This is a genomic window from Paenibacillus filicis (genome assembly GCF_038070315.1).
GTDB classification, from domain to species: Bacteria; Bacillota; Bacilli; order Paenibacillales; family NBRC-103111; genus Paenibacillus_G; species Paenibacillus_G filicis.
The window spans coordinates 1-15,347 of the sequence record NZ_JBBPCC010000010.1 but is presented as its reverse complement, the minus strand read 5'-3'; the positions used below and the strand labels follow the sequence as shown (position 1 = coordinate 15,347).

Sequence of the window (15,347 nt, the reverse complement as noted above, 5' to 3'; positions counted from 1 at the left end):
TTGCTGGGCAGTGCCGTGATTTCCGCCGAAGCTCCCGGCGATAAATAATAAGTAATCGTGTCTGCCGCTCTAACCTGCGAAGCATGTAGAGTTTGAAAACCTGCGAACGCGAACAAAGCAATAATGAAAATAAACAGCAGTCGCTTCAAGGATGTTACCCTCCGTGGGAGAATTTAATAAGGGAATGATTTTAAGACAATATCGTCGAAAATAGCATGGCCGGTTCCGTCGAAGCCAATAACATGAAGTTGAAGCGCCACTTTTGCTTTTACAGCACCATCCGGCACTTGAATTCCTGCCTGTACCTCTTGCCAGTTGCTCGTCTGTTCATGCACTGGCACTGTCAGGACATCGACGAGTCCGTCTGAATTATCATAGAAGGATACGGCCAATTGAACGCTAGCCTCATTTAGCTGAACAGGAAGAACAGCAGCAGTTAGCTCATAACGGACACCTGCCGTAACATAAATCTCCTGCTTGACGCTAGCGACCGCCCCAGCATTCCCATGCACGGATACTTGCTGTGCTTGAGTTGTATATGGCTTGTTTCCGTAGACACTGTCCGTAACTATTGATGATACGTTACCATCAACATACACGCTGCGGGTTACACTTGACGATATGCTTTCTTGAACCACGGTTGACCCTTTACTGGAAGGAAGCTTTACCACCATATAAGCTGCTTCCCCTGATCCTGAGCTGTCCTCCTCCCAGCCCGGTGCAATTGCCCTCTCCTTAACAGGCATTTCAAAGTCGCCATTGATCAGCTCTGTGCTTAGCCCAGGCGAAGGTGGTTGAATACGTCCCGTAAACGTTGCTAATTGTGCAGGTTGACTGTTGCTTCGTACAGAGAGAATATTGCCTGCAGGATCATAAGTGTACAAGATCGTTTCTCCAGAATCCAAGGTTGCCGATGTTAAGCGATCCAGTTCATCGTAAGTGTACGATGAAGCGTACACTTGAGACGGCGCAAAGCAACATAAAATAACAAGCAGTTGTATTAAAAACTTTGATTTCATTCTAGCCATGAATCATTTCACCTTTCTTTTAATCTAGATTCTTACCGCACTATCTGTGTATTGAAGGATATGGAATAGCTTCAGCTTTATACAACCTCACCTCCTTAAAATCAGCTTTCCTTTAACTACTCAGCTACATAATTGAACAAATACAAATTACCTTTAATTCCTCTTTAATGAATAATTCCCATTAATTTCTTGTCATTTCGACATGATAACAAAGGAATATTTGGTATATGTTAGGAAATTGTTAGGATTGTGTTAAGGGCAGCTCTTCCATGTCTTCTATAAGTGCTATTTTCTTTTAACGTAAGAAGCGTTGTAACTGTCATAGAAAATAGATAGACAAATCCCCCAAGAAAGTCACTTTTTTCAAAGTGTCCAGCTTGGGGGACAATTCTAGCCTAAGTCAACCATCTACTTGTCAACCATATACATGAAGCTCATGAATGGACCACCAGTTGGTCGCGCTCCCGGTTTGCACCACTCGGATGTAGCGCGCAGTCTGCTCCGTGAAATCTACGGTAATTTGAGCCGAAGTGCCTGCACCGCTGGCAATGGGGGCTCCCCAATTCGTGCCGTCATTGGATACGTACACGTCATAGCCCCGGGCATAATCATTGCCATTCGTCTGCAGCGCGATGCGGCTGAAGCTCTGCTCCGCCTTCATGTCGACGATGATGTACTGGCCGGGTGCCATCGCCTTGCCCGAAGTCCAGCGGGTGGAGCTATCGCCATCCAGCATGCCCGCAGGCGCGCCGTTCACAGGCACCGTGGCAACGGTCCAGCCGGTCCGGTTCAGAGCGGCCGGGATTTTGACTGGCTTTGTCGTCGCGCTGGCCGTGTTGCTGGCCGCCGACACTTGGCCCGACGCATTAAAGGCTTTGACCGTATAGGTGTACATCGTCGAAGGCGTAAGTCCCGTGTCGCTGTACGTAACCGACGTCACCGTAGTCAGCTTCGAGCCATCCCGGTAAATGTCATAACCGGTTACGCTTGCCGGGTCGGTCGAAGCGTTCCAGCTGAGATCAATCCGGCTGGACGACACGGCGGAAGCCGCAAGATTCGCCGGCGTCGCCGGCCCCGTAGGCACATGCGGTCCCTGGCTTTCCACCCATACGTTTAATTCATGCACGGACCACCAGTTGGTCGCCGTTCCGGTCTGAACCAGCTTGATGTACTGCGCCGTTTGTTCGGCAACATCTATGGTTGTTTTTGGTGCGCCTGTTCCCGTGGCAATCGGAGCTCCCCAATTCACACCGTCGTTGGACACATACAAGTCATACCCCCTTGCATAATCGCTGACGCCGGACTCCAGCACGATGCGGTTGAATCTCTGCTGCTGCTTCATGTCCGCCACGATATATTGCCCAGGTGCCATAGGCTTGCCTGAAGTCCAACGGGTGGATAAATTGCCGTCCAGCATATTGGCTGAACCTCCGCTCGCAGGCGATGTCGTCAACGTCCAGCCCGAGCGCGGCAATGCTACTTGCTCTCCTCTGGTTGTAACGCTCGCCGGGTTGCTAGCTGCCGAAGCATTGCCAGCCACATCCCTCGCCTTGACCGTGTAGGTGTAAGACGTGTTAGGACTCAGTCCCTTGTCATGAAATGAAGTCGAGAGCGAAGCGCCTACCTTCGTACCGTTGCGGTAAATATCGTATCCGGTTACCGCCAGATTATCCGTCGAAGCGCTCCAGTTCAGGCTGACTTGATCGCTGGCAGCCGTGACTACCGTCAGATTTGACGGTGCCGTAGGTGCTTGAGCGTCTCCGCCTACCTGCAGCATCGGGTCTGCCTTCACGAGCGAATTCGGTCCTACGGTGACCGATCCCGTCACTCCTGCAGCATTGCGGAACTGCACCGTGACCGGCGCAGAGGTCGGATTCCAGATATGCGCTGTGTATTGATTTCCTTTCTTATACATGCCAACGGAAGACCAATTATCCGCCCAAACTTCAGTTGTTCGGTTGCCGTAGCTGGCGGTATTGAGGATGAACCAGTACGAATTGAAAATTTCATTTTTCTGCATGACGCTCGGGTCCCAGTTCGCGATGACCGCTTGAGGGTCGCTTAACGACTGATACGGCCATATGATATGCTGCCAGCCGTCCGCAGGACCACCATTTTCCCTGTAGAATTCGGCATACAGATTCCCTGCTTTCTGTCGGTCTTTACCATAGTAGCTCATCCATTCGGCCACAGGCAGCCAGTGAATGCCATAGATATTCGTCGCCTTGCCTGAGAAGTACGTGCCGTAAAGATAAGAGCTGCCCCATACCTGGCCGGCTACGCCGTGGTTATATTCCGGAATCCAGTTATCGCGATCTTGGTTGAACCAGTATTGCTCGATGGCTTTGAGTTCGGTAGTGAAGCCCCATGCCGCCACATCACGATAGCTATCGTTGCCAGTGACGATCCCCCACAGATAGACGCCTGCCCAGCCGTCCAACGCTTCTCCAGCCGCTTCTTGGTTGTTGCCGCTGTTGTTATCCGCATAGCCTCCGGCCCAGGAGTGGCCCTCGTACGGATCAAAGCTGCGCAGCCAAGGGTACATCGTATCGGTTTTGGACGGATTCGCGTAATCGCGAAGCAGTTGCTCGACCATGCCGCCGTAATCTCTCTTGAAATCCGGGTCAAAGGAAGCAAGCACCGCCGACGCGTATACAAAATACCCGTACGTATAATGATGGTCGGTAATCCCTGTATTAATGCCCCATCCTGCCGCCCATGGGTAGATGACCCCCCAGTCCGGGTTATAGTGGAAGTAGAACGTGTGCAAAGCATCATCGGATGAATAGGTATACCAGTTGACGAGCACTTTGCGCAGCTTGTCGAGGTAGTTGTCCCGGCGGGCGTAATCCCCGATCTGATCGCTAACCAGCGCTCCCAGTGCGGCTGGATGCAGCACTTTCCCCTGCCAGTACGGGTCCTGATTCATTAAGCCGCCTGTATTGGCCAGACTCGTATCCAGATAAGTCAGGTATTGTTCAAGCTCAGCCCGGGAATATGAGGGATCGTTCGGCTCTGCGAACTGCGGAAGAAGGCCGCTGAACTTATCTGAGGTCGTAAAGCTATTGCCTTCGTGCACCTTCATCAAACCCCGAATCGACGGGTAGGTACGCGTCGTCACGGGAGTGCTTGATATCTTCCATTGATGGGGCAGCATAGCCATCAGCGTATCGCTCGAAAATCCGGCTCGCTTCAGCTCCGTCACCGAATTAAAGTTCGTGGTCACCGTGGCCGTAGGCACATTATAGCTATACTGAACTTGCGTATCCTTTACGAAGGCGTACCCATGCTGGTAATAGTAGCTCAAATCTGTATTCGAAGGCATGGCCGCAATGGACAAATAATGCTCCCCGCCGCCCAGCTTCATCTTGATCTTGCTGCCCGCTTTGCTGAATTCCGTTCCCGGCGGAGCGAAAATGCCATACGAGCGAATAAAGGTACGAGGCGTCACCGCATTGTCGACGTTGGTGACTTCGATCCCGATATGGTCGCCGATCACCGTGTCCCCGTCCGCCGTCAGGATGGCGTTGTTATTGTCGTCGAAAATCTTGCTCGTCACCGTCGAATAAATAACCGCCGAATTCGGGTCGGCAAAGATGTTGTACAAGTAAGGAGAACCTTTGACGAAGGTTGTTTTCAGCTTGGGCGTGTTATCGTCGCTTAGAATCACGTCGACCGAATAATCCCCATACCCGTCGACCTTCGCCTCGATGGAGTTCGTTTCCATCAGGTTGCTAGCCGATAAGAACAGATCGGATACCCCGTCAGCATTCACAGCCCCTGCATTGCCATTGGCAAATCCAGCACCGGGATTGAGGATGCCCAGTCCGCCCTTCGTATAGCGGGATTTCAGCGGTAAGGTGATGATGCCTGTGCCGTTGCCCAGCGGAGCGATCAGCAAGTTCTGCCACCAGTCGTTGGAGGGGATCGGAGATTTCAGATTGGCGGTTTTGTTTTTCGGATACACCGCCTCCAATTGCGTAATGTCGTTAATCTCGTAGCTTCCCTTCCCTACGTCAACCTTGGAGGGCGCAGGAACCGGGGGAATCGTGTAGCTGGGCTGAGGATCACCCACCCGGTATGGATAAACCTCGAATTCATACAACGAGTACCCGTATTGCGTACCTCGACCTAAGCCGTTCATCCTGACGTACCGGCCTGATGAGTATAAGGAAATCTCATCCTTACCGCCCGAACCGTGTAATTCCCGGTAAACCGTCGTCCAGGTCTGCGCATCGTTGGATACCTGGATGTCATAAGCTCTGGCAAAAGCCTTCTCCCACCGCAGCAGAACTTTGCCGATCTGCGTCGTTTGTCCCAGATCCACATACACCCATTGCGGATCCGATACCAGAGAAGACCAACGTGTCGAGAGGCTGCCGTCGGTGACGTTGGTAGCCAAGTAATCCTTGGGCTTCAGATTAGGATTACTGCTATCTTCCGTAGAGGCCACGGCCGGTTTGTTCAAAGCTACATTCGGGACGGCCGGCTTAGGCGGCTGGTTATAGCCCCCCGTTCCATATACCTCGAATTCGTATAAAGAAACGCCATACCCGAGCTTCGCACGGTTGACGGAGAACATACGCACGTAACGGCCGCTAGCGGTCACCTGAGCATCGGTCGTGCCACCCGCAAAATTGGTATTGGTGTAAATGGGCGTCCATGTGTATTCGTTATCCGAAACCTCAATCCGGAATGACTTGGAATAAACGCCCTCCCATTTGAGCAATACGCGCGAGATCGAGGCAGTTGCCCCCAGATCGATATAGATCCATTGAGGGTCCTTGCCCCACTCGCTTTCCCAGCGGGTGGTCAAGTCTCCGTCCACTACATTCTCCGGTCCGGCGCTGCCTTTGATCGAGGAAGCAAAAACCTGCCTGTTCCCGGAAAGCAAATAGTCGCCATCTGCCTTAGCCGCCGGAACGGTGATGATGGTAGATAGTAGGCTCAGCACCAAGCATAGAACAGTCAGCATAGCTGCATACCTGCGTATGGACCAGGCTCTGCCCGTATAACTATTCATGAATAACCTCCCGCTCGAATTTATATTCAGGCTGGCGAACGGGATCCCGCCCCATTCGCCAACCTGCATCAACGTTGTTTAGTTATACACATTGAATTCCCGGACAGACCACCAGTTGGAGGAGCTTCCCGTTTGTACGATTTTGATATACCGAGCGTTCGCCGGGGCCAAGTCGACCGTGATGACAGGACCGAGGCCGGTGCCGCTAGCCAGAGGGCTGCCCCAAGTCGTCCCGTCATTCGATACATAAACCTCGAATCCGCGGGCGTAGTCATTGTTGCTGCCTGTCGAGTTCATGACAACGCGATTGAACTGCTTGATCCCCTTCATATCGACTACAATATATTGTCCGGGCTCCATCGCCTTGCCCGAAGTCCAGCGCGTCGACAAATTGCCATCCAGTATATTCGCAGGCGTACCGGTGACAGGCGAGGTAACAACGGACCATCCTGTCCGGTCCAGCGCAGTCGGCACTCCGTTATTCAGTGTCGTCGCGCTGGCTGGATTGCTGGCTGCCGAAGCGTTTCCGGCGGCATCCAAAGCTTTGACCGTATAGACGTAGGCTGTCGAAGGCGACAAGCCTATGTCGCTGTAAGTTGCCGTCGTGACGGTAGCTGCCTTCGCACCGTTGCGGTAAATCTCATATCCGGTTACACCCACATTGTCTGTAGAGGCGTTCCAGCTCAGATTAATTTGATTGGCGGATACAGCTGTTGCCGTTACATTCGTTGGAGCGGTTGGCGCCTGTGTATCCTTGTCTTCGGCGTACACATTGAATTCGGAGACAGACCACCAATTGGAAGCGCTACCAGTTTGCACAACCTTGATATAACGGGCCGTTTGTGGAGCAAATTCCACAATAATCTTGGTTGATCCCGTACCGCTTGCTACGGCGCTGCCCCAAGTCGTTCCATCGTTAGATACGTACACTTCATAACCGCGGGCATAATCGTTATTACTGCTCGTTTCAATCTGAACGCCTTTGAAGGCTTGGGCAGACTTCATGTCAACGATAAAATTCTGGCCGGGAGCCATCGCTTTGTTCGTGCTCCAACGGGTAGATAGGCTGCCGTCCAGCATATTGGCAGCCGGATCGGCTCCCGGAGGCGTCGCAACCACCGTCCAGCCCGCACGGCCCAGGAGGGTCCTCTTCGTTGTTTCCGTAGCCGTATTGCTCGGTGCCGAGACATTGCCCACCCCGTCCCGCGCTATCACGTAGTAGGTATAGATCGTCGATGAGGCAAGGCCTGCATCGGCATAAGAAATGGACACGCTGGAGGCGATTTTCGCCCCATTGCGATAAATATCGTATCCGCTGACAAATGAATCGTCCGTCGAAGCGGTCCAGGTCAGATTGATCTGGCTATCCGATGCGGCAGTTGCCTTCAGATTCGTCGGTGCGGTCGGAGGCTGGGTATCGATGGCTCCACCTACGAATTCGCTCACCGTTTGCCGCATAGCGTCGCTAGGCGAGTTGGCATACACCCGGTTGCCGACATTGTTGACGACATGTGTAATTTCGCTGCCCGCTTGACCGGCCAGCCAGATAGAAGTCGCGTGATGAATTTTAATTCCCGGCTTATTCGGAACCTCAACAGCACTGTTCAGCTTGATGGCCGCATCTCGGAAGAAGGAGTATACGCCAAGTCCCCAAGCTTCGTGTGTATTTACGGAATCCGCAACCTTGTAGGAGGCATACCCGTTAATCGTTCCGTTGCTGCTCATCCAGTCCGCTTGATTGGGCACATCATAAGGAATCTCAGATTGGTAGAAGTAAACACGACCGCCGTTACCATTCCACAGCGTTTGGTATTCTTCATGATGCTCATTAAATAAACCATAGATCGTAACGTCGTTGCCGTTAACGACCAGTCCGTTCTTGCTCACATTGGTGTTCCAGCTCGCTCCGGCACCGTGATCGGCCCGCCAGATCCAGAAATGATCGCCGATGACGTTATTGCTGTTGATCTGCAGACCTACTTCTGCGCTTCCGACAACGGCGCCGCCGATGCGGAACACCAGATCTTGGAGGGAAGTTGGATTTGCCGAATGATTCACCGTGCTGCCCGGGGTTCCCACTTCCATAAGTACGGGAGAATGCACCGCGCCCGCGTCCATCAGCAAGCCGGCTACTTTGACTCCGTCTACGTCGGCTACGGAAATGATCGCTTTCCCCGTATCGGGAATTAATGTAGCGAAACCAAGACCCAGTACAACGGTATTGGCACGCGTTACCCGAATCGTATCGTTCAAGTGGTAGATGCCCGGCGTAAACAGCAGGTTCTTGCCCTGGTTTAAGGCATTATTAATCGCTGCCGCCGTAGCCGTTTCCGGACGTGCGATATAGAATTGATCGATCGAGATGGACTCTCCAGGCGTAGTCGAACCGTTTGCCCATGTAACACCCTTGGTATTTGTCTGCAAAGAAGGCACAAAAACCTGATATTGGCCCGCGTTATCGATATACAGATAAGGCTTCTCCCGAACGACAGGCGTACGGTCGACGACGGTATAAGGCGGATTCGGGAAATTACCGGTCGGCGGCTGGCTGTCCCCTACGAATACCATGTTCCACACGCCATTAGACCACGAAGCATACTGGCTGTTCCGGGAGAACCATTGCTGTTGAGAGGCCGGAACGATTTTATTGTCCACGATCGTATCGGCGTTGTATCCGCCGCTGGCCCAGCCTGCATTCCAGTTCTTGTCGAAGTCGAATAAATTCACATTGCCCTGGATATGCATACGTCTTAACGTCGTTGCTTGCGCTACTGCCCATTGCATCGTGCCGTTTGCAGGCTTCACGCTAAAGTTTTCGAGGGAACGCCAGAAATTAAGCGTAGCATTGCCATTCCACCACTTGGCGTCCGTGTTCACGCCGCCATTGATTTTGACATCTTCGGGATTTTGCCCCAGACCGGACACTTGCGTGTAAAATCCTACCTTCACGTCCACATTATTGTAAGTACCGGGCTTGAATAGTAGCGCATACCGGTTAGTTCCGAATTGACTCGATTCTTGGGTGCTGAAGATGGAAGCGGCCGTGCTCGTAATATCGGCGGACGACATCGAAGGATCGAATACATACACATTCGGTCCCAGGATCGTGGTGTTGGCATCTCCGATTGGTGCTGCTTTGGATTCTGCAGGATAAAATGAGAGGAGAGTGGTTGCAATCGCCAAGGCCGATACGGATGACATCATTTTTTTGAACATTACATTACCTCCTTTAAGATGAACAAAGTCTGGCGTCAGAAAACTTGAAGCTGGTCCGTCTTCTATGCCTTGCTTAGCCTATACGTATCTGCCAATCACCTCTTCAAGAAATGTAAGCCTTTTCAAATGAAAGTTTGCGCAAGTCACAGATCATCCTCGAGCAACGTGAATTCCACGATTCATCCGACTAAAGGAATATTATGATAACGCATGCAATCATAGGAAAAAGCTTCTTAATTGATCGTAAATCATCCTTCACACAAAAAAAAGAAACAAGATTTACTTTACCTGAAAAATATTTACCATCTTTCATACAAGAAAGGGATTTTATGAACTTCGTTTTCAGAAAGTCCGTCTCGCTTGATTTTAGTAATAATTCATTTCAGATAACTGTCTGATGTAAATACGGATGCAGACTGGAGTTATGAGTGGATCTAGGCATTAAATCCAATACAAAAAGCCGCAAGTATGCGGCTTTTAAACGTGTATGTTCTTGTCGTCTAACAGATGGAACAAATTAACCATTAATCATATAAAATTGGAAAGCCAGTTTGCACTTTGTCTATTTCTAGGCAAGTGCAGCGTAATTTTCGATACTATATGCCCAATCTATTGACAGTAGTTCAACTCCGTCATTTCCAGCTTATTGGACCACTCCAGGGACTGAAAGGCACCAGTTTCGGATGAATATTTTGCAGCTAGGCACATAAATGCGCTCGTGAGGCCGTCATCAAGGGTAGAGAGGGAAGGCGCGCCGCTCTGCATCATCTCAATGAAATTGCGTGCGAGCGCCGCATCGCCTCCGAAATGATTGTCACCCGCAAATAGCTCATAGGTTTCTATGCGTGGTGTATGGTGCATATAAACTTTGACGATGCCGGTATAGAAGTCGAACTCAACCGTTCCCTTGTAACCCAGAAACCGTGCCCCGCGTGCCTGTGCTCCTCTGCGTGCAAAGAAGTTCTGCGAGTAAGAGAGATGCATGCCTGACTCATACCTCACCAGCGCGCTGCCGGAATCCTCGTTGCCTGTGTCTTCAGCAAAGCAGCAGAACGGCCATGCTTCCTTCATCCCATCGGTTCGGAATGCAGTGCTCTCGGGACATGTGCGATTTTCGCCGCAATCGACACAGCGAAGGCCAGCAGTCTTGCTACCCTTGAAGATTTGTTTGGATATCATCGCGGATACGACTTTAGGCTGTTGTTTGACAATGGCATTAATATAATCAAAATCATGTGTGGCTTTTTGCAAAAATAGACCGCCGGTCTCGTTCTCATCACGGTACCAACTCTGAAAGTAAACGCTTCCGTATGGGACATTGTTTACCGCTTGAATATGTTCAACTGTTCCAATCTTGCCAGAGTCGACAATATCTTTGACAAGCTCTACGAGGCTGGTTAGCCGCAAGGGGAATGAGACGATGACACCCGCCTTCGCCTGTTCATACCCAGCCTTTAATCTGTACAAATCCCTGGCGGTAGTCGCAACGGGCTTCTCCAGAAATAGCGGAAGTCCGCTCTTCATGACCTTTAACGCCATGGAGGTATGGAGAGAGCAGCGGGTGCCGATTAGTACTCCGTCGATCTGGCCGGATTCCAGCATTTCCTCCGGCTCGGTATAATATTGAACGGTGTCTCTGCCGTCCCGAAGCTGTTCCTCCCCAATAACATCCTTGCGTACGTCAACGATGGCAGCGACATTGCAGGACGGATCCTGTTTAATGATTTCACCGATCATATGGCTAATGCGATGGCCATATCCTATAACGCCGAGTCTCAAATGTATGATCCCCTCTCACTAAGGATTAAGAATGCACCCGGGAGGCTTCAGGCTAAAGTCTATCCGGGAGTGGTTGTGTTTCGAAGCACCGCAAGCCGAGGCCAGCTGTAATGAGCGGATAATATCGTAGCCGCGATGCAGCGCTGCGGCAAAACCTGCAACGAATGAATCACCGCTGCCTACAGGGTTTACTGCTTCGACTTTGGCCGCGCTGACGGTATAGATCTTGTCACCGAATCCGACCATTGCGCCTTGTTCGCCAAGCGATACGGCTACGCAGAGGATGTTCTTGCTTTGGACCAAGTGACGAATGGTCGCTACCAACTGCTCCTCAATGCTACTATCCGCTTCAGGCACAAGGCCGCTGTCCGCTGCGAGCTTGGCGATTTCTTCCTTGTTCGGCTTGATCATGAACGGTCCGGCTTGGATACCAAGCATTAGCGCTTCGCCGCTAGTATCTAGAGTAACAGGGACACCGCTTGGCTTGATCGCTTCAATCATACAGCGATACAAGTCTGCGCCGCCCCCGGCCGGTACGCTGCCGGACATGATGATGACCGACGATGTGTCGGCAAGCTCCTGGATCTGCTCGATGATACGGCGGCAATCGGATTCGTTTACTTGCAAACCGGCTTCCAGCGCCTCCAGCTATTCGCCGCTGCCTTCATTTATAATATTCAGGCAGGTGCGGGACTCACCCAACGAAGCAGTTACGAATTGATGTTGGATCCCTTCCTGCGTCAGCCCGCTGCTGATCATTTGTCCGTTCAGTCCGGAGATAAGTCCGGTCGCAATGACCGGCTCGCCAAGCGCCCGAAAGTTATGTTAACGTCTCATTTTCAAGTTGTCACCGACTAATATGAAACGTAAAGCCTTCGGCGCTTGCAAACCTCCTGCAGTTCTGCAGGAAATCGTACGTTGCAGACGATCGCCTCCAGCTCAGAAATCGGTTTAACGTGTTAGTCAATCTTGACGACCTGTGTCAAGTTGCGCGGTTCATCCTTTGAGCTTGATAATAAGAAGAGCCTGAACCGATGAAGATGACCTCATGGTATGAATCATTGCTTAAATATTCCTCAATCCAGCTGTTCTGCACATCCAACTGCTCCCAGGCACTGCGAAGCGCTTCAGTCTGTGCCGAGATTTCTGGATGTGTCAACACGCCATATTGTCCCATAGTTTTCATCCTCTCATGGGATATGTGCTTTCAATATAGCGCATAATTATGAAAATTTCAATCATAATTTTGATTAAAAAATTCAGTATACCCCTCTGTTTTGGTGCTCATCTGGACTTTAATCCACCTGATGATCGTGCTACCAAGCAAGCATTACAATCCCCTCCGACCTGCTTCTCGTAGCTCGCAGGTTCACCTTTCGGGCTTATAGGTCCGCGGAACACGTCGGATCTATGCAGCATTTAATTAAACTTCAGTAAAATCAGGTAATTAATTGAAAAAAATTGATTTCATTTACCGATATAAATATTTATCTGCTATAAAAACTACTCAATTCTTTAAAGAGGTGATTAAGATGGCGTGGAATATTGGTTTGCTATGTATAAAGGCGGATCTTTCTACCGTTGAAAAGGATACTTACTTGGATGTTTTGTACAGATCGGAAGAAGGACTACATTTTGAGGAAATCACATCTGTAACGATGGAATCGGCTCTTGGTGTTGGATATGTAAACCCATGGACGATTATTTTCGATACAAATGCTCGATTTATTTTTGATCAGAGCTTTCCGCTTGAAGCATCAAAAAAGTTCAAAGTCAAAACATTTTGGATATCAGAATCCTTGATTTATAGGGATTATCATTACGGCCTTCTTAAAAAAGGCGGTTTAAAAACGGAGGTTAAAGGGGCTGCAGAAGGAATTAAATATTTATCATCCAAGGGGATACAAGCAGCGGACACGTGGGGCGAAGATATTATTCTCCAGATCATTGGAAAGGAAATTTTCAATAAATCGGAAGGCAATGCTATGGATGATTTTTGGGATTTATCCTATGCAAAGTACGAGCTTGATTGAATGACAGCCCTTAGGCTGTCGAGAAAGTCTCGACAGCCAGCCGGCCCATCATATTAAAAAATAGTCGGCACCATTCCCCCATCCATACGGATTGGAGAGCCTTTAAATGCGGATGCATAAGGACTACATACGAATGCAGCTAGTCTACCGATTTCAATGGGCTTGATAAATCGCTGTATTTCAGATTGAGGCAGGTTTGTAGTCATAAATGTTTTTTCTTTTTCGGAGAACGTCATAGTTTCATCAGGGTAGATCCCGTCAATGATTTGGTGTACATGTTCGGAGAGTGTTGGGCCTGGCATGATCGTATTGACGGTCACTTCGGTTCCTGCTGTTAATTTCGATAAGCTTTTTGACAATGATAATAGCATGGATTTGGTCATAGCATACTGAGGCATTTGTCCCGAAGGCATCATGGCTTCTTCACTCGCAATAAAGATAATGCGGCCATAATCATTTTTCAGCATGTTAGGCAAATAAAATTTAGATAGTCCGTTTGCTGCAAGCACATTGGTACGGAAGTATGTTTCCCATACTGCATCGTCAATGTCCGCATATTGCATAATTTCATAAACGCCCATATTGTTGACTAAAATATCAATATGGGGGTATTTTTTGAATAAAGCCTCTCTTTGCCCAATGTCCACAATATCGGCTGCAGCATTCTGAGGAGAGGTAGCCGGGAAATCTGACTTTATTTCACGTACCGTTCGTTCAACCTCTTCATCATTTCTCCCATTAATGAGTACGTTCACGCCTTCTCTGGCAAGTTCGATGGCAATGGCTTTACCTATCCCCTTCGTTGATCCTGTAACCAAAGCTGTTTTATGATTTAATCCCATATCCATTATTTATGGCCCCTTTTAACTTACTTAGTAATCATTTGCTCTCTGTAGAATGGAGATGTTCCGTGCGCCAATTCGCAGGAGTATCCCCCTCCCAAGAGCGGAAGGCACGGTAGAACGAGTTCTGGTCTTCATACCCAATCAAGAAAGCCACTTCTTTAATATCAAACGAGGGATCTGTCAAGTACTCTCGTGCCTGCTCATGTCTAGCTTGTGTCAACAGGTGCTTGAAGCTCGTGTTTGCGTCAGTCAGTCTCCGTTGCAAGGTCCGATCACTCATCCCCAATTCCTTCGCAACCGTCTGAATATCGGGGCGCCCTCCTGTGAGGCTGCGCTTGATGATCCATTTGACCATCCCGGTAATGGAGCGGCTGTGCGGCTGTTGATGGAGCGATTGGTCTAGAGCGGGCGTCAGGATCTCCAGCAGTTCTTCGTTGTACGAGATGAAGGAGCGATCCAGATCCGTTCGATGCAGCGTCAACCTGTTGGTTGTTGCACCCGTCAGGATGCGGCAGCCGAAGTACGCTTCAAGGGCCTGTACATCGCCCATGGAGTGCGAAAATTCGACGAACTGTGCCGTCAAAGGTTGACCCGTGCCACGGCGACCAAGCTCCAGAAGGCAGGCTAGCGTAATACCAACCAGCATAGGGGGGCCGGGTTGCTCGGTATGCAGCCATTCCAGTTCTATGGCACAGTGCTCTCCCTCCTCGATGATACGCAAGCTTTCAGGGGGGCACATTTGTTTATACCGAGCCATTCGCTTTAGTGCGTCGCGATAGTCACGAGCGTGGTAAGTCGCTAAGACGGACGGCGGGTACTGCGCGGTTTCAAAGACGGTCACCAGTTTGATGATTCCTTGGGCCGTGTCACCCATGAGATCGGAATAAGCCTGCCAGATCGCGAAATATTGGGCGGTTGTGACTACGGGATCCGTAATCATGGTGAGCGGCAATTTTGCTTGGCGAGCGACATCATGGGCGGCAATCCCTAATTGATGTAGTCCTGTCCAAAATCCCGGCGGGATTTTAATCCGGTCAGAGGTAGGAGACTTCATAAGACGGTCCTCCTTTAGCTGCTTATTGTTCCACTAGTTTGGATGTTTATCAGGTGTTCTGCCTTATTGAGGGGACAACTGTTATAGTACTGCCTCAATGCCACATCTGTAACTAGCAGAGGACGACATTTCACTTGCCGAATACGCCAAATCTTAAGTTCATATCAAAATACGCTTAAGTCTGTTGATTATCGTAATTTGCCCATATTATTAACAAAAAAACAGCCAAGTCGGGCTGTTTCGGGTCTGTAAAATAGAACGTGGAACCTTTGAAATCGAGAAAAGTTGGGCATACTGACATCATAGAAAACTCGATTCGGAGGAAACCAAGATGACCGAGAAATTTTGGACCAAAAAAGATATCCGTGC

The 15,347-nt window shown here is 50.0% G+C and carries 11 protein-coding genes; 2 read left to right on the top strand and 9 right to left on the bottom strand.

Annotated features, from left to right (window positions below):
* Nucleotides 1–173 precede the first annotated feature (173 nt).
* The 5 genes from WMW72_RS16110 to WMW72_RS16090 all read right to left on the bottom strand — a co-directional run bounded on the left by WMW72_RS16110 (nucleotide 174) and on the right by WMW72_RS16090 (nucleotide 11,673).
* Nucleotides 174–1,028: an RHS repeat domain-containing protein gene (locus WMW72_RS16110; protein WP_341416540.1), complete on the bottom strand. Its 855-nt coding sequence runs from the start codon at nucleotides 1,026–1,028 to the stop codon at nucleotides 174–176.
* Between the two features lie 415 nt (nucleotides 1,029–1,443).
* Nucleotides 1,444–6,051, bottom strand: a complete 4,608-nt coding sequence (locus tag WMW72_RS16105) for a discoidin domain-containing protein (protein WP_341416539.1) — start codon at nucleotides 6,049–6,051, stop codon at nucleotides 1,444–1,446.
* Nucleotides 6,052–6,129: 78 nt separating this feature from the next.
* Nucleotides 6,130–9,267 (bottom strand): discoidin domain-containing protein, encoded by a 3,138-nt coding sequence (locus WMW72_RS16100; RefSeq protein WP_341416538.1) that lies wholly within the window; start codon nucleotides 9,265–9,267, stop codon nucleotides 6,130–6,132.
* A gap of 609 nt (nucleotides 9,268–9,876) precedes the next feature.
* Nucleotides 9,877–11,046: a Gfo/Idh/MocA family protein gene (locus tag WMW72_RS16095; protein WP_341416537.1), complete on the bottom strand. Its 1,170-nt coding sequence runs from the start codon at nucleotides 11,044–11,046 to the stop codon at nucleotides 9,877–9,879.
* 18 nt (nucleotides 11,047–11,064) lie between these two features.
* On the bottom strand, nucleotides 11,065–11,673 hold the full coding sequence (locus WMW72_RS16090) for a 1-phosphofructokinase family hexose kinase (RefSeq protein ID WP_341416536.1): 609 nt from the start codon (nucleotides 11,671–11,673) through the stop codon (nucleotides 11,065–11,067).
* Here WMW72_RS16090 and WMW72_RS16085 point away from each other — a divergent pair.
* On the top strand, nucleotides 11,668–11,904 hold the full coding sequence (locus WMW72_RS16085) for a hypothetical protein (protein WP_341416535.1): 237 nt from the start codon (nucleotides 11,668–11,670) through the stop codon (nucleotides 11,902–11,904). The two genes, WMW72_RS16090 and WMW72_RS16085, sit on opposite strands and share 6 nt — an antisense overlap.
* A gap of 124 nt (nucleotides 11,905–12,028) precedes the next feature.
* Here the strand turns inward: WMW72_RS16085 and WMW72_RS16080 are convergent, their stop codons facing one another.
* Nucleotides 12,029–12,223: a hypothetical protein gene (locus WMW72_RS16080; RefSeq protein ID WP_341416534.1), complete on the bottom strand. Its 195-nt coding sequence runs from the start codon at nucleotides 12,221–12,223 to the stop codon at nucleotides 12,029–12,031.
* 355 nt (nucleotides 12,224–12,578) lie between these two features.
* Here WMW72_RS16080 and WMW72_RS16075 point away from each other — a divergent pair, with 355 nt between their 5' ends.
* Nucleotides 12,579–13,079: a hypothetical protein gene (locus tag WMW72_RS16075; RefSeq protein ID WP_341416533.1), complete on the top strand. Its 501-nt coding sequence runs from the start codon at nucleotides 12,579–12,581 to the stop codon at nucleotides 13,077–13,079.
* A gap of 53 nt (nucleotides 13,080–13,132) precedes the next feature.
* On the opposite strand, the gene WMW72_RS16070 is transcribed toward WMW72_RS16075, so the two are convergent.
* The 3 genes from WMW72_RS16070 to WMW72_RS16060 all read right to left on the bottom strand — a co-directional run.
* Entirely contained in the window at nucleotides 13,133–13,927 is a 795-nt protein-coding gene (locus WMW72_RS16070; RefSeq protein ID WP_341416532.1) for an SDR family NAD(P)-dependent oxidoreductase, read from the bottom strand.
* A 31-nt stretch (nucleotides 13,928–13,958) separates the two neighbouring features.
* On the bottom strand, nucleotides 13,959–14,978 hold the full coding sequence (locus tag WMW72_RS16065; RefSeq protein ID WP_341416531.1) for a helix-turn-helix transcriptional regulator: 1,020 nt from the start codon (nucleotides 14,976–14,978) through the stop codon (nucleotides 13,959–13,961).
* A gap of 175 nt (nucleotides 14,979–15,153) precedes the next feature.
* A partial coding sequence (locus tag WMW72_RS16060; RefSeq protein ID WP_341416530.1) for a hypothetical protein occupies nucleotides 15,154–15,347 on the bottom strand: 194 nt, incomplete at its 5' end.